Source organism: Mycobacterium sp. 852002-51961_SCH5331710 (assembly GCF_001665535.1).
GTDB lineage: Bacteria > Actinomycetota > Actinomycetes > Mycobacteriales > Mycobacteriaceae > Mycobacterium.
Genome location: NZ_LZSQ01000056.1, coordinates 23,839 through 39,372, shown reverse-complemented (window position 1 = coordinate 39,372; position 15,534 = coordinate 23,839). Strand labels below are relative to the sequence as shown.

Annotated in this window: 13 protein-coding genes and 1 pseudogene; 6 read left to right on the top strand and 8 right to left on the bottom strand. The window is 68.7% G+C overall.

Annotated features, from left to right (window positions below):
• Positions 1-243: 243 nt before the first annotated feature.
• Positions 244-735, top strand: a pseudogene (locus A5752_RS09655) (murein hydrolase activator EnvC family protein); the annotation flags it as partial.
• A gap of 106 nt (positions 736-841) precedes the next feature.
• Here the strand turns inward: A5752_RS09655 and A5752_RS09650 are convergent.
• The 7 genes from A5752_RS09650 to A5752_RS09620 all read right to left on the bottom strand — a co-directional run bounded on the left by A5752_RS09650 (position 842) and on the right by A5752_RS09620 (position 7,825).
• On the bottom strand, positions 842-1,726 hold the full coding sequence (locus tag A5752_RS09650) for an alpha/beta fold hydrolase (protein ID WP_067084662.1): 885 nt from the start codon (positions 1,724-1,726) through the stop codon (positions 842-844).
• Entirely contained in the window at positions 1,726-2,628 is a 903-nt protein-coding gene (locus tag A5752_RS09645) for a tyrosine recombinase XerC (protein ID WP_067084774.1), read from the bottom strand. The genes A5752_RS09650 and A5752_RS09645 overlap by 1 nt, the downstream gene beginning before the upstream one ends.
• 33 nt (positions 2,629-2,661) lie before the next feature.
• Positions 2,662-3,822 (bottom strand): lactate 2-monooxygenase, encoded by a 1,161-nt coding sequence (locus tag A5752_RS09640; RefSeq protein WP_067084660.1) that lies wholly within the window; start codon positions 3,820-3,822, stop codon positions 2,662-2,664.
• Positions 3,823-3,846: 24 nt separating this feature from the next.
• On the bottom strand, positions 3,847-4,695 hold the full coding sequence (locus A5752_RS09635) for a siderophore-interacting protein (protein WP_067084772.1): 849 nt from the start codon (positions 4,693-4,695) through the stop codon (positions 3,847-3,849).
• A gap of 128 nt (positions 4,696-4,823) precedes the next feature.
• On the bottom strand, positions 4,824-5,948 hold the full coding sequence (gene dprA / locus A5752_RS09630) for a DNA-processing protein DprA (RefSeq protein ID WP_067084658.1): 1,125 nt from the start codon (positions 5,946-5,948) through the stop codon (positions 4,824-4,826).
• Entirely contained in the window at positions 5,945-7,456 is a 1,512-nt protein-coding gene (locus A5752_RS09625) for a YifB family Mg chelatase-like AAA ATPase (RefSeq protein ID WP_067084656.1), read from the bottom strand. Before A5752_RS09625 ends, dprA begins: the two co-directional genes overlap by 4 nt.
• Positions 7,457-7,825 carry a YraN family protein gene (locus tag A5752_RS09620; RefSeq protein WP_067084655.1) on the bottom strand — a complete coding sequence of 123 codons (369 nt, stop codon included), beginning with the start codon at positions 7,823-7,825 and terminating at the stop codon, positions 7,457-7,459.
• A 137-nt stretch (positions 7,826-7,962) separates the two neighbouring features.
• On the opposite strand from A5752_RS09620, the gene A5752_RS09615 reads away from it, so the two are divergent.
• A complete protein-coding gene (locus tag A5752_RS09615) occupies positions 7,963-8,781 on the top strand; it encodes a DUF1206 domain-containing protein (RefSeq protein ID WP_067084771.1) in 819 nt (272 codons plus the stop codon).
• Here A5752_RS09615 and A5752_RS09610 read toward each other — a convergent pair whose 3' ends face one another.
• A complete protein-coding gene (locus tag A5752_RS09610) occupies positions 8,782-9,150 on the bottom strand; it encodes a heme-binding protein (RefSeq protein WP_067084653.1) in 369 nt (122 codons plus the stop codon).
• A gap of 263 nt (positions 9,151-9,413) precedes the next feature.
• On the opposite strand from A5752_RS09610, the gene A5752_RS09605 reads away from it, so the two are divergent.
• From A5752_RS09605 to A5752_RS09590, 4 genes are read left to right on the top strand one after another with little or no spacing between them, the layout of a single operon-like run.
• Positions 9,414-10,430, top strand: coding sequence for an iron ABC transporter substrate-binding protein (locus A5752_RS09605; protein WP_067084651.1), 1,017 nt, complete (start codon positions 9,414-9,416; stop codon positions 10,428-10,430).
• A complete protein-coding gene (locus tag A5752_RS09600; RefSeq protein WP_067084650.1) occupies positions 10,431-12,011 on the top strand; it encodes an ABC transporter permease in 1,581 nt (526 codons plus the stop codon).
• On the top strand, positions 12,008-13,057 hold the full coding sequence (locus A5752_RS09595; protein ID WP_067084648.1) for an ABC transporter ATP-binding protein: 1,050 nt from the start codon (positions 12,008-12,010) through the stop codon (positions 13,055-13,057). The genes A5752_RS09600 and A5752_RS09595 overlap by 4 nt, the downstream gene beginning before the upstream one ends.
• Positions 13,054-15,534 (top strand): AMP-binding protein, encoded by a 2,481-nt coding sequence (locus A5752_RS09590; protein ID WP_067084646.1) that lies wholly within the window; start codon positions 13,054-13,056, stop codon positions 15,532-15,534. The genes A5752_RS09595 and A5752_RS09590 overlap by 4 nt, the downstream gene beginning before the upstream one ends.

Below are 15,534 nucleotides of genomic sequence, written 5' to 3'. Positions count from 1 at the left end.
GCCCTGGTGACTGCTCGGAAGCCAGAACCCGTCCGGAGGACGGGACCGACGGCATCCGGGATACGACCTAGTGGAACGGGTCGTGCGCAGACACGCGAAGTCAGCCCGCGCAAGCGAGCTGCGGTTAGCAGTTTACACCCTGCACAGGGTGCTTTTTCCACGACGATCCCGCGCCGGGCCGGTTGTCCACAGATTCTCGTCGCGGTCTGGCGCCGACCGGCCATAGTGCGCTGAGCTGGGGTTATGCGCTGGGTCGTGCTCTTTGCCGCCGTCACGGTGTCCGCGCTGGTGTGGGCGGTGCCCGTCGCCGCGCAGGACGGCCGGCTGGCCTGGCCGCTGCGACCGCGCCCCGAGGTGACGCGCGGCTTCGACGTCCCCACCCCTAACTGGCAGAGCGGGCATCGCGGGGTGGACCTGGCGGGAACGCCCGGTCAGCGGGTGCTGGCGGCGGCCGAGGGCACCGTGGTGTTCGCAGGAGAGCTGGCGGGGCGGTCGGTCGTCTCGATCGCTCATCCCGGCGGGTTGCGGACCACCTACGAACCGGTCCGGGCGACGGTGGGGCGCGGACAGCGCGTCGACGCGGAGTCCGCAATCGGCGTGCTCGAGGCCGGACACCCCGGCTGCCCGCGATCGGCATGCCTGCACTGGGGCGCGATGTGGGGTTCTGCTGCGCGCGCCGACTACGTCGATCCCCTGGGCCTGGTGGTCACGACCCCGATCCGCCTCAAACCGATCGCATTCCCTTTCCCCGCGAGCGTGCGTGTCTGCACACGACACGCCGCCGCTTTTCGACAGTTTGCGCACGCTCGGGCCGCGACGATGCCGGACATCGCCGAGGTGATCAAGCTGCTGCGTTGAGTGTGTCGAGGAATTCGATCATCGCGGCCACGACGATGTCGGGTCGGTCGCGCTGGACCCAATGTGCGGCGCCGACAACCACTTCGAGTCGTGCGTCCGGGATCAGTTCCGCCGCCGCCCGCGCCGTCGCCACCGGCACGCTGGTGTCCTTGTCGCCGTGGATGATCAGCGCGGGCCGCGGGAATTCCGGGAGCCGGGCGCGGTAGTCCGTGGCGAGGCCGTTCCACCTGACCTGATCGCGCTGCCATTGACCGAACGCGCCGAATGCGTTTTCGGCTCGAGCGGCCGACAGGATCTCGTCGACGAGTTCGGGCGTGCGTTGCGTGGGGTCGGCGATCAACGCGGGCATGACCCAGGTCATCGCGCGTCGGCTTCGCCCCGACCACCGGCTCACCGCGCCCAGCAGCCCGGTGCGCACCGTGAGCCACGTCAACGCCTGCCGGGTTCCGGACAGCGGTCCCTCGGAGAGCCGGGGCATCAACCCGTAGCTGCCCAACAGCATTGCGCCCGTGACCTTTTCCGGGCGGTCCAAAACGTGCCCGATCGTCATTCCGCCACCGAGTGACAGACCGCCGATCGCGTAGCGGTCCAGCCCGAGTGCGTCGACGAACTCGCCGACGTAGGTCACCAACCGGTCCTGGGTCGACGGCCAGGCCGCCGGCGGACTCCCGCCGTATCCGGGGTGGTCGGGCGCGAGCACGCGGTAGCCGCTCGCCGCGAGCCGCGGCCCGACACCACCCCACGACAGTGACGCGCTATCGACCCCGCCGCCGTGCAGCAGCACCACCGTCGGCGCGCCGGCCTGCTCGGGTGCCCACTCGAGGTAGGAGACCGTCCCCCACGGGAAACTGACCGTCGCCCTCCGCATTACGCGCGCGGGTGCGCCTGGTCGTGGACGGCCCGCAACCTCGCGACCGTGACATGGGTGTAGAGCTGGGTGGTGGCCAGGGTGGAATGGCCGAGAAGTTCTTGCACGACGCGCAGATCGGCGCCGCCCTCGAGCAGATGCGTTGCGGCGCTGTGTCGCAACCCATGCGGCCCGATGTCGGGCGCACCGTCGACCGCGCCGACGGTCTGATGTACGACGGTGCGCGCCTGCCGCGGGTCCAGTCGACGCCCCCGCGCCCCCAACAGCAGGGCCGGCCCCGAGTCCGGCGTCGCCAACGCAGGCCGGCCACGGTCGAGCCACGCCGACAGCGCCTCCTGCGCGGGAACGCCGAACGGCACCGTCCGCTGTTTGTTGCCCTTGCCCAGGACCCGCAACAGGCGACGTGGCAGATCGATGTCGTCGATGTCGAGCCCGCACAGCTCGCTGACACGAATACCGGTGGCGTACAACAACTCCACGATCAGCAGGTCGCGAAGCGCCATCGGATCGCCCTCCTGGGCGCCGGATTTCGCCGCGGCCATCGCGTCGAGCGCCTGGTCCTCGCGCAACACCGCGGGCAGCTCGCGGCGGGCCTTGGGCACCTGAAGCCGCGCGGCGGGGTCGCTCGCGATCAATCCGCGCCGCACCGCCCACGCGGTGAACATCTTCACCGCCGAGGTGCGCCGGGCCAGCGTCGTACGTGCGGCGCCGCCGGCGGCCTGCGCGGCCAGCCAGGACCGCAGCACCGGAAGGCTGAGGCCGCCCGGTCCGGCGTCGTGGCCGCGCTCGGCCATGAACCCGAACAGCGCGCGGAGGTCACCGAGGTACGCGCGACGGGTGTGCTCGGAGCGACCTCGCTCCAGCGCGAGGTACTCGTCGAACTCCTCGAGTACGGCTTCCACGAATCCCACCGTGGCAGAGGCCGGCCGCAACGCTCAGGTGACGCGCCGCAGCGTGTCCGGAGTGAGATCGGCCAGGGTGGGATAGCCGTCGACGGCCATAGTCAGATCGGCTTCGGCCAGCAGCGAGCGCAGCACGTGAACGACCCCGTCCACACCGCCGAGCGCCAGCCCGTAGGCGTAGGGCCGCCCGATCCCGACGGCGGTCGCGCCGAGCGCGAGCGCTTTCACGATGTCGGAGCCGCTGCGGATGCCCGAGTCGAACAACACGGGCAGCCCGTCGGCGGCCTCGACCACGCCGGGAAGGCAGTCGATGGCCGCCAGTCCGCCGTTGGCCTGTCGTCCGCCGTGATTCGAGCAGTAGATCGCGTCGACGCCGCCGTCCTTGGCGCGCCGCGCGTCGTCGGGATGACAGATGCCCTTGACGATGAGCGGCAGGTCGGTCAACGAGCGCAGCCACGGCAGGTCGTCCCACGTCAGCGGGTTACCGAAGAGCCCGACCCAGTGCAGGACGGCGGCCTGCGGGTTCTCCTCGGGCGACTGAGCCAGCCCAGCGCGAAACACCGGGTCGCTGGTGTAGTTCGACAGGCAGCGTCCGCGCAGCTGCGGGAAGTTCGACGTCGACAGGTCACGGGGTCGCCAGCCGGGCACCCAGGTGTCGAGCGTGACGATGATCCCCTTGTATCCGGCGGCCTCGGCGCGGTGGACGAGGCTCGCGGCCAGCTCCCGGTCGGTCGGCGTGTAGAGCTGGAAAAAGCCGGGGGTGTCGCCGAATTCGGCGGCGACATCCTCGAGCGGGTCCTCGGTGAGCGTCGAGACGACCATCGGCACACCGGTCCTGGCCGCCGCGCGGGCCGTGGCCAGGTCACCGTGACCGTCCTGGGCGCAGATGCCGATCACCCCGATCGGCGCCATGAACACCGGCGACGGCAACTTCAGCCCGAACAGATCGACGGTGAGGTCACGGTCGCGGGTCGCGCGGAACATCCGCGGCATCAGGCCCCAGTTGTCGAACGCGGTGCGATTGAGCCGCTGGGTCCGTTCGTCACCGGCTCCCCCGGCGACGTATGAGTACACCGACGGCGGCATCGCCGACTCCGCCTTGGCTTCCCACTCCGCGAACGTCATCGGCAGGTTCGGCACGATGCCGGAGAGGCCTTGCAGGTAGATCTCGAACTGGTAGTTACCGAACGTCATGCGGCAAGCGTGCCAGGCCTACGGTCAGGCGTTGGCTTCGGCCTTGGCCAGTTCGCGCTTCCACTCGCGGAAGGTCTCCTCGGTGCGGCCCCGACGCCAGTAGCCGGAGATCGACGAGGCCCACTTGGCCTCGACACCGCGCTCCTTGCGGATGTAGGGCCGCAGGTTGTGCATCACCGTCTGCGCCTCACCGTGGATGAACACCTGCACCTGTCCGGGCAACCACGGCGTCTCTCTCACCGCGGCGATGAGCGGGGCGTGGTCGCCGGCTTGATCTTCGGGGACCAGGTCCGCGCGACCACCGCGATAGACCCACCGCACCTCGACACCGTCGGGCTTCTTCAACGGAACCTCGTCATCGGGCCCGGCGACCTCGATCAACACGTGCCCGATGGCATTGTCCGGCAACGCTTCCAGCGCATTGCTGATCGCGGGGACCGCTGCTTCGTCGCCTGCCATCAGATGCCAGTCGGCGGCGGGATCCGGCGCATAGGCGCCGCTGGGCCCCATCAGGTACGCGGGCTGACCGGGGGTTGCAGCGGCAGCCCACGGTCCAGCGACACCGTGGTCACCGTGCACCACGAAGTCGACGCAGATCTCCCGACGCTCGGGATCGACGTTGCGAACGGTGTACGTGCGCACGGTCGGCCGCTGTTCCGGCGGCAGCGAAGAGAACGAGTCGATGGTCAGCGGTTGCGGCAATGCGGCGACGTCGACCGCCGGATCGACGATCACGATCTTGACGTAAGCGTCGGTGAACTCGTTCGGGGTGAACGTGTCGAACCCCGGGCCGCCCAGAACCAGCCGGAGCAGGTGTGGGGTCAATTGCTCAGTACGCACCACTTCGAAAGTGTGTATCGGTCGCCTTGCCAACAGAAATCCTTCCAAAACTCGCTAGCCGGTTCGACCGAACTGGGTACGAGCCGGCCTCACCGACTATACGAGCAGGTCGCGCCGGCCGGGGTTCTACCTTGTGCGCCTGCGGTCGCGGACAACGCATGTCACCGGGGCGCCAACTTCCACCTCCCGTCGCGGCTGACCACCAGTCCGCAAAGTTCGAGGGTCGCCAGCGGACCCAGCACCTGGCGCGCCGGCAGGCCGGACGCCACCGCGATCTCTTCGGCGGTGCGCCCGCCGCGGCGCGGAAGTGCGTCGTAGACCCGCTTGTCGGCGTCGCTGAGCTCGTCCAACGGTGATACCGGTCGCTGCTCTTCCGGCGCCAGTTCGCCAATCCGACCAACCAGCTCGACGACGTCGGCCGCGCGCGTGACGAGGTGCGCCCCGCTGCGCAACAGGGCGTGACACCCGACCGACGCCGACGACGTGACCGGGCCGGGAACCGCACACACCGGGCGGCCGAGCCCACGCGCCCAGGCCGCGGTGTTGGCCGCACCGCTTCGCGCGCCGGCCTCCACGACGACGGTCGCCCCCGCCAGCGCGGCCACCAAGCGGTTGCGCGTCAAAAACCGATGACGTGCAGGCCTGACACCGGGCGGATATTCGCTGAGCAGCAGCCCTTGTTCGGCGATCCGCCGTAACAGCGCGGTATGGCCCGCCGGATACGGCACATCGACGCCTCCGGCGAGCACCGCGACGGTGACACCCTCGACGGCAAGCACCGCGCGGTGCGCGGCACCGTCGATGCCGAACGCGCCACCGGACACCACCGCGACATCGCGCTCGGCCAGTCCGGTCGCCATGTCGGCCGCCACGAACTCGCCGTAAGTTGTCGCTGCACGCGTCCCGACGACGGCGGCGGACCGGAAGGCGACTTCGTCGAGCGCGGCGGGACCGATCGCCCACAACACCAACGGCGGCTGTGCCTGCGGCCGCAACCGGTCGGGTGCACCTCCGAACCCATTGAACGACAGCAGTGGCCACTCGTCGTCATCACAGGTGACCAGCCGGCCCCCGAGCCGTGCCAACACGGCCAAATCCTTTTCTGCGCAGTCGATGTCACGCCGGGCTTCGGCTCGACGGTCGACCTCTTCACCCGCTATGCCGCGACGCACCCGCGCCGCGGCCTCCACTGCGCCCACCCGTCGTACGAGTGCGGCCAGTGCCGGACACGGGGGTTCGACCACTCGGGACAGATACGCCCAGGCCTTCAGGGTTTCGTCGCTCACAGCGCACCCCCGGCCGGACGGAAACTCAACGCCGTGGTGACGTCCTCGAGAACCGGCGATGCCCGTCCGGCAAGATCGCTGAGCGTCCACGCGACCCGCAGGGTCCGATCCATTCCGCGGACGCTCAGCGTGCCCCGGTTCAGCGCCGCCTCGAACGGCTTCATCACCGCGGGAGGCAGGCGAAACTTGCGGCGTAGCAACGATCCGCTGACCTCGACGTTGGTGCTGATGCCGTAGGGCCGCCACCGCTCCGCAGCGGCCGCCCGCGCCGCGGCGACCCGCTCGCGCACCACGTCGGTGGACTCGCCGTCCTTGGCGACGATCGCGCCCGCCCGTAGTGAGTGCATCCGCACGTAAAGGTCGACACGGTCGATCAGGGGACCGGACAGCTTGCCGAGGTATCGCCGTTTCTCATGTCCGGTGCACACACAGTCCCGCGGGTCGGGGCGCGCACACGGACACGGGTTGGCCGCCAGAACCAGTTGGAAGCGGGCCGGATACCTGGCGACGCCGTCGCGGCGCGCGAGGCGGATCTCCCCGTCTTCCAAGGGTGTTCGTAAGGCCTCGAGCACGCTGCTGCCGATCTCGGCGCACTCGTCGAGAAACAGGACGCCGCGGTGCGCACGACTGACCGCGCCGGGGCGCGCCATTCCCGACCCGCCGCCGACCATCGCCGCCACACTCGACGTGTGATGCGGAGCGACGAAGGGCGGGCGGGTGATCAGCGGCGTTTCCTCCGACAACAGCCCCGCCACCGAGTGGATTGCGGTGACTTCGAGGGCGTCACTGTCGGACAGCGGCGGTAGAAGGCCCGGAAGACGTTGCGCGAGCATCGTTTTCCCGACGCCTGGAGGGCCGGTCATCATGAGGTGATGGCCACCGGCCGCGGCCACCTCGACTGCGTAGCGCGCTTCCGTTTGACCGATGACGTCGGCGAGGTCGGCCCGGGGTTCGGGGCGCGACGACGGAGACGCGATGCGCGCTTCGAGCTGCCCCGTACCCGTGATCCACGCCTTCAGCTGAGTCAACGTGCGCACGCCCCACACATCGATGCCGTCGACGAGGCTGGCTTCGGCCAAGTTCTCGGCGGGCACCACCGCCGCGGGCCACCCTTCCCGTTTCGCCGCCAGCACTGCGGGCAGGATGCCCTTGACCGGCCGGACCCGCCCGTCGAGAGCCAATTCGCCAAGCAGCAGGGCCTTTTCGAGTCGCGGCCACTCTTCCTTGACGTTGGCCGACAGCACCGCCATCGCCAACGCCAGGTCGTACACCGATCCCATTTTCGGCAAGGTCGCCGGTGAGAGCGCCAGCGTGAGGCGAGCCTGCGGCCACTCGCATCCGCAGTTCGTGATCGCGGCGCGAACCCGGTCGCGAGACTCCTGGAGCGCTGCATCGGGGAGACCGACCAAGTGGACACGGGGCAGCCCGTTGCCGATGTCGGCCTCGATCTCGACGATCTGACCGTCGAGCGCGGTCACCGCAACCGAATACGCCCGCCCCAACGCCATCTACCCCACCCCCTGGAAGTGGATGATCTCCGGCGCGCGGCGCCGCCCGATCCGGACCCCGACGACGTCGATGCGCACACTCGGCCATCCGGTCTGCTGGGCCGCCAGCCACAGCCCGGCGAGCCGCCGCAGCCGCCGCACCTTCTGCGGTGTCACCGCTTCTTCGACACCGCCGAACCTATCGCTCGTGCGGGTCTTCACTTCCACGAACACCACGGTGCGGGTCGTGTCGTCGATCGCGATCACATCCAACTCGCCGAACCGGCACCGCCAGTTGCGCTCGAGCACCCGCAGGCCCACCGACCGCAGGTGATCGACCGCGAGTTGCTCACCCAGCGCGCCGATCTCGGCACGCGTCCATGAAGTCATGGCTTGACCGTCGGTCAGGTCACCGACACATCGACGCGCCGCCCGCGCCCGTGCAGACCCTTATCCCCAACGCCGGTTTCATCCACAGATTGCGCCGGCACCGTTTCGCCGACGTCAAAAAGCGGGTACAGGTCGGCATGACCGACAACTCGTTACACGGAGTCGCCGACCGTGCCACCGACAGCGACGCCTTCGAATACACCGCGCGGGCCGGCTTCGCGGTCAGCGGTGTCCTTCATCTGCTCGTCGGCTATCTGATCCTGCGGATCGCGTTCGGATCCGGCGGCAACGCAGACCAGTCGGGCGCTCTGGCGACACTCGCGCAACAGACCTTCGGCGCCGTGCTCCTGTGGCTCGTCGCCGCGGGTCTGCTCGCGCTCGGATTGTGGCGCGTCGCCGAAGCGGTCGTCGGCCCACGGCCGGGCGAGGGATCGGGCCGTTTCAACGACGACACCCCGGCGTGGAAGCGCGTGAAATCGCTCGGTCTGGCCGTCGTGAACTTCGCCATCGCCTTCTCCGCGGCCCGCTTCGCCGTGGGCAGCGGCCAGCAGAGCTCGCAGCAGAACGCCGGCCTCAGCGCGCAGATGATGCAATCCGGCTGGGGTAAAGCCGTGCTGATCGCGGTCGCACTCGGACTGATCGCGGTCGGCGGCTACCACGTCTACAAGGGCGTGACCAAGAGATTCTTCAAGGACCTGCGCAGTACCGGCGGAACCGGAGTCAAAGCGGTGGGGATCACTGGCTACGCCGCCAAGGGCCTGGTCCTAGCGGGGGCGGGCGTGCTCGTCATCGTGGCCACCCTGCAGGCCGACCCCGCCAAGGCCACGGGGCTGGACGCCGCCGTCAAGACCCTCGGACAGGCGCCGTTCGGCAAGATCCTTCTCGTCCTTGCGGCCATCGGCATCGCCGCGTTCGGCGTCTACAACTTCGTTCGTGCCCGCAACGGACGGATGTGACTATTCGCCCATCGCGTCGAACAACGTCGCCAACTGCGCCGGGCTGACGGCGATACCGCACTGCGCGCGCATATCCGTCAGCGGCGCCGCGATTCCCCGCAGGTCGAGGTACTCGTTGGGATGCGCGGTGAAGTAGCCGCGCACGGCGGCGCGAGCGTCCTGCGGCGGCTGTGTCGCGGCCGCGGTCAGCACTTCGTTGGCACCGGGGTGGGCCTCCAGATAACCACCCGCCTGGCTCAGCACGCCGCTGGCCGTCGTCGCCAGGCCACTGGCCGTGCACGGTGCGGCACCGGCGGCCGGGGCGGCCCACATGGCACCGGCCACGATCAGCGCTCCGCAAACCAGTCCCGAAAGCTTGGATCCGTTCATTCGACCATCCTCGGAGTCCGTGCCGCGGGGCGCGCCGCCCCCGATCCAGGCAAACGTACCCCGGGGAAGGCGACGCCGGAGTGCTGTGCCGAAACGGGACCGCCTCGCCCTCCAGCTACACCGAAACCCGTCGGTTCGCCGCCGCCTGCGTCGAATCACGAGACAGCCAGCGATCCCGGAGGCCGGGAAGGGTATGTTCATTAGGTAAACCTCAGCTAAAGATTGCGGCCTGACCTGCACGTACCCGCGAAAGGATCTCCTGCATGCGACCAAGGTGGAGGCTGATCGCCGCCGTCCTGTCCACCCTCGCCCTCACCGTCACCGCCACCGGATGCTCGGACTCGGGCGACAGCGACGAGTTGCTGATCTACAACGCCCAGCACGAGTCGCTGACCAAGGAGTGGATCGACGCCTTCACCAAGGAGACCGGGATCAAGGTCGCCTACCGGCAAGGCGGTGACACCGAACTCGGCAATCAGCTTGTGGCCGAAGGGAAGGCATCGCCTGCCGACGTGTTCCTGACCGAGAACTCCCCCGCGATGGCCGCCGTCGAACGCGCCGGGTTGTTCGCCGAACTGCAGCCCGAGACGCTGGATCAGGTTCCGCCGCAATACCGTCCGCCGTCGGGCAAGTGGACCGGGGTGGCCGCGCGCAGCACCGTGTTCGTCTACAACACCTCGAGGCTGCAACCCGACCAGCTGCCCAAGTCGCTGCTCGACCTTCAGCAGCCGCAGTGGAAGGGGCGGTGGGGCGCGCCCCCGACCAAGGCCGACTTCCAGGCGATCGTCTCGGCGCTGCTGCAGCTCAAGGGCGAGCCCGCGACAGCGCAATGGTTAGCCGCGATGAAGGCCAACGCCAAGCTCTACAGCGACAACATCGCCACGCTCAAAGCCGTCAACGCCGGTGAGGTCGACGGCGGCGTGATCTACCACTACTACTGGTTCCGCGATCAGGCGAAAACCAAAGAGATGAGCGGCAATACCGCTCTGCACTACTTCAAGAACGAAGATCCCGGCGCGTTCGTCAGCCTGTCCGGCGGTGGTGTGCTCGCCTCGACCGACCGCATGGACGAGGCGCAGCAGTTCATCAAGTTCATCACCGGCAAGGCGGGCCAGGAGGTGCTCGAGAAGGGGACGTCGTTCGAATACCCCGTCGCCAGCGGCGTACCCGCGAATCCCGCTCTGCCCCCGCTGGACACGCTGCAGGCGCCCAATGTCGACCCGTCGAACCTGGACGCGCAGGAGGTCACCGATCTGATGACGAAAGCGGGCTTGCTGTAGGTGGTCACCGCCGCTCCTCCCGTCCCTCCGCCCACGGCACCGGTGTCGCGGTCGGACAAGACGGCCCGGCCCGGCCCGCTGATCTCGGCCACGGTCGCGATCCTCGTCGCCGCGACCTGCATTCCGCTGGGATACGTGGCGTGGGCGACCATCTCGGTGGGCTGGACGCGGGCGTACGAGCTCGTCGTGCGCCCGCGCGTCGGTGAGCTGCTCGTCAACACGGTCGCGCTGGTCTTCATCGCCGTTCCGCTGTGTGTTGTGATCGGGGTCGGGGTGGCGTGGCTGGTGGAGCGCACGGGCCTTCCGGGTCGGGCGTTCTGGCGGCCCCTCTTCGTTGCGCCGCTGGCCATTCCGGCCTTCGTCAACAGCTACGCCTGGGTCGGGGTGATCCCGTCGCTGCACGGGCTGCCTGCGGGTGTTCTGGTCACGACCCTGTCCTACTTCCCGTTCATGTATCTGCCGGTCGCGGCGACGTTGCGACGCCTCGACCCCGCCGTCGAGGAGTCGGCACGGGCGCTGGGATCCGGTTCGGCGGAGGTCTTCCTACGCATCGTGCTTCCGCAACTGCGGCTCGCGATTCTCGGTGGTGCGCTGCTGGTCGGCGTGCACCTGCTCGCCGAGTTCGGTGCGTTCGCCATGGTGCGGTTCGACACCTTCACCGTCGCGATCTTCCAACAGTTCCAGGCCACCTTCGATGGTGCGGCGGGCAGCATGCTGGCCGGTGTGCTCGTACTGCTGTGCCTGGCGCTGCTGGTCAGCGAGGCCGCGGCCCGTGGTAACGCGCGGTTCGCCAGGATCGGGTCGGGAGCGCCGCGTGCGTCATCACCGATACACCTGCGCCACAGCAAGGTTCCGGCGACGCTCGCGCTGACGACGCTGGCGGTGCTGGCCATCGGTGTGCCTGTCGGCACGATCGCCCGGTGGCTGTGGTTGGGCGGCCGAGACGTCTGGATCGTCGACGACATTCTCTCGGCGCTGGGCCAGACCATCGGATTGGCCTCCGCCGCAGCGGTTCTGACGACAGTTCTCGCGTTCCCGGTCGCGTGGGTGGCGGTGCGCTCCAGCGGAGTGCTGGCGCGGGTCGTCGAGGGTGCGAACTACGTGACCAGTTCGCTACCCGGCATCGTCACCGCCCTGGCGCTGGTGACCGTGACGATCCACTTCGTGCGACCCCTCTATCAGAGCCTGGCGCTGATCGTGTTCGCCTACGTCCTGCTGTTCATGCCCCGCGCACTGGTCAACGTCCGCGCCGGCCTGGCCCAGGTCCCGCCGAGTCTCGAGGAGGCGGCACGGTCGCTGGGCAGCTCGCCGACAGCGACGTTCCTGCGGGTGACGCTGCGGTTGACGGCGCCCGCCGCGGCCGCGGGCGCCTCGCTGGTATTCGTCGCGGTGGCAACTGAACTGACCGCTACCCTGCTGCTCGCGCCGACGGGCACCCGCACACTGGCGATGATGTTCTGGTCCTATTCCAGCGAGTTGGACTACGCGGCGGCCGCGCCGTACGCGTTGGTGCTCGTCGTCCTCGCCATACCGGTCACATTGCTGCTGTACCGGCAGTCGACGAAGGCGGCGGCGCTGTGAGCATTGTCGAAATCCACGGCCTGGCGAAGGCTTTCAACGGTCATACCGTGCTCGACCACATCGACCTCGAGATGAAGGCAGGGACCATCACCGCGGTCGTCGGATCGTCGGGGTGCGGCAAGACGACGCTGCTACGTCTGATCGCCGGATTCGAAACACCGGACGACGGAACCGTCGTCATCGAGGGTCGTCAGGTGGCCAGTCCGCGAAACGCCGTGGCGCCGCACCGACGGGCCGTCGGTTATGTCGCCCAGGACGGGGCGCTGTTCCCCCATCTGACCGTGGGCCAGAACATCGCCTACGGTCTGCACAAGTCCGCGCGCCGCGCCGAGATTCGCGCGCGGGTGGGCGAACTGCTCGAAACGGTCTCGCTGGACCCGTCGTTCGCATCGCGCCGGCCCCACGAACTCTCCGGCGGTCAGCAGCAGCGGGTGGCCCTTGCCCGTGCGCTTGCGCGCAAACCAGTGGCGATGTTGCTCGACGAACCGTTCAGCGCACTCGACACCGGGCTACGGGCGTCTACTCGGAAAGCCGTCGCCCGCTTGCTGATCGATGCCGGCGTCACCACGCTGCTGGTCACCCACGACCAGGAGGAGGCGCTTTCGGTCGCCGATCAAGTGGCGGTGATGCGCGACGGTCGTTTCACCCAGGTCGGACCCCCGCAGCAGGTGTATCGGCAGCCGACGGACCACTTCACCGCCGCATTCCTCGGTGACTGCATATCGCTGCCCTGCACCGTGACCGCCGGCGTCGCCGAATGCGTACTCGGACGAATCCCCCTGCAGGGCGCACAATCCCATCCTTCCGGCCCCGCGACGCTGCTGCTGCGTCCCGAGCAACTCGTCGCGACGGTGGTTTCCGACGCCGAGCGACTCGAAGGCGTCGGCACAGTTCTGGCGGTCGAGTTTCTCGGCCACGACGTGCTGTTGACCGTCGATCCCGCCGGTGATGCCGACCCCATCATCGTTCGCCAGCACAGCCTCGCGCCGCCCCAGGTCGACGCCAAGGTTCACATTCAGGTCGTCGGCAGCGGAGTCGCGCTGTGACAACCCTGATCGATCACTTACGCGGCCACCGTGACAACGTCGCCGTGTACACCGAATCGGAGTGCCTGACATACGACGCGCTGGCCGACCGGGTCGCGGGTGCGATGTCCGAGCTCGGCGAGGACCGCCGCCTCGTGCTGCTCGAAACCCGCAACGACGTCGACACTCTGGTGCACTACCTCGCCGCACTCGCCGGCGACCACGTGGTGCTCCCGGCGCCAGCCGGACGCGATCACACCACGATCCTGCGAACCTACGAGCCCGACACCGTGATCAGCGAGGGCATGGTCACACACCGACGCCGAGCGGGCGGACGCCGCCTGCACGACGACCTGGCCGTTCTGATGTCCACGTCGGGCACCACCGGATCACCGAAGTTGGTCCGGCTGTCGCGCGAGAATCTGCTGTCCAACGCCGGCGCGATCGCGGACTACCTCGATATTCGCCAAACCGACCGTGCAGCAACCACACTACCCATGTCGTACTGCTACGGGCTCTCGGTTGTGAACAGCCACCTGATCCGCGGCGCCGGCCTGATCCTCACCGACCTCTCGGTGACCGACGAGCGGTTCTGGGAGCTGTTCGGTCGTCACCGCGGCACGTCGTTTGCGGGTGTGCCCTACACCTTCGAACTGCTCGAGCGCGTCGGGTTCGACGCGATGGATCTCCCCCACCTGCGGTACCTGACGCAGGCGGGCGGGCGTATGCTCCCCGAGCGGGTACGACGCTTCGCTGAATGGGCGCGCGATGGCGGTTGGGAACTGTTCGTCATGTACGGGGCAACCGAGGCGACCGCCCGAATGGCTTACCTGTCACCGGATTTGGCGCTGTCACGCCCCGACGCGATCGGCCGCCCGATACCCGGGGGTGCGTTCGCGATCGAAGCGTCCGACGACTCCCCTGGCGTCGGCGAATTGGTGTATCGCGGCCCCAACGTGATGATGGGCTACGCCCACGGACCGGACGACCTCGCGCTCGGCAAGACCGTCGACTCGCTGCACACCGGTGACCTCGCTCGCCGCGCTCCCGATGGTCTCTATGAGATCGTCGGGCGCACCAGCCGATTCGTGAAGATGTACGGTCTGCGCGTCGATCTGCAGCGCGTCGAATCCGCGTTGAGCGCCAGCGGGATCACCGCCTTCTGCACCAATGACGACGACCGGCTCGTCGTCGCCGCCGCGGGCGCACACACCGAGCGCGACGTTCAGCGCATCGCTGCCGAGACGGCCGGTGTGCCCGCCTCCGCGGTGCGCGCGGTCACGGTGGACGAGCTGCCGTTGCTGGAATCCGGGAAACCGGACTATCGCACCGTCCGTGAGCTCGCGGGAGGCCGCGATGCGCCGGCCGCGACCGACCTGCACGGGTTGTTCGCCGACGTACTGCAACTCGACCCGGCGGCCATCGACCCGGACGCCAGCTTCGTCGACCTCGGCGGAAACTCGTTGTCCTACGTGGCGATGTCGGTGCGGCTGGAGCGGGCGATCGGGCAGCTGCCCGTCGAATGGCAGCAGCGGCCGCTACGCGAACTCGAAGGCCTGGTGAAGCCGCGGCGACCGCGGTGGCGGCTGTGGGACGCGACGCTGGAGACCAGCGTGGCGTTGCGGGCCGTGGCGATCGTCCTGATCGTCGGGTCGCACGCCGAACTGTTCGAACTATGGGGCGGCGCCCACTTGTTGCTCGGCATCGCCGGATACAACTTCGGCCGGTTCTGCCTCACCCCGGTGCCCCGCGCGAAACGGGTGCGCCACCTGCGCAACACGATCGGCTGGATCGCGGTGCCTTCGGTGCTGTGGGTGAGCATCGCGCTTCTGTGGACACGCGACTACACCTGGTCGAATCTGCTGTTGGCCAACAAGTTCCTCGGTCCACACGACAGCATGACCGCCGGGCGCCTCTGGTTCGTCGAAGTCCTGGTGTGGACGCTGGTGGCGCTGGCGCTGCTGTTCTGGATACCGGCGATGGACCGTGCCGAGCGCCGACGGCCGTTCACGGTCGCGGTGGTGTTCCTAGTGTTCGGCCTGGCCCTGCGCTACGACGTGCTCGGATTGGACATGGGCCGCGAGGCCTGGTTCACGATCCTCGCGTTCTGGTTCTTCGCGCTCGGATGGGCGGCGTCGAAAGCGACGTCGACCCTGCAACGCGCGCTGCTCACCGCGGTTTTGGCGGTCGCGCTGCTCGGTTACTTCGACACCATGCTGCGGGGTCTCGTCGTGTTCGGCGGCCTCGCCCTGGTCATCTGGCTACCCACCATCCGCTGTCCCGCGATGCTGACCGTCGCGGCCGGCGTGCTCGCCGAGGCATCGCTGTACACCTACCTGGTTCATTACCAGGTGTATTCGTGGTTCCCCGGACACCCCGGCGTCGGGGTGATCGCCTCGCTCGCGGTCGGGATCCTGATCACCTATCTCGTGACGGCCGCGCGCCGGTGGCTGCGGGTGCGCAGGGGACAGAGCGCGACGGCACCCGCGCTGCATTAG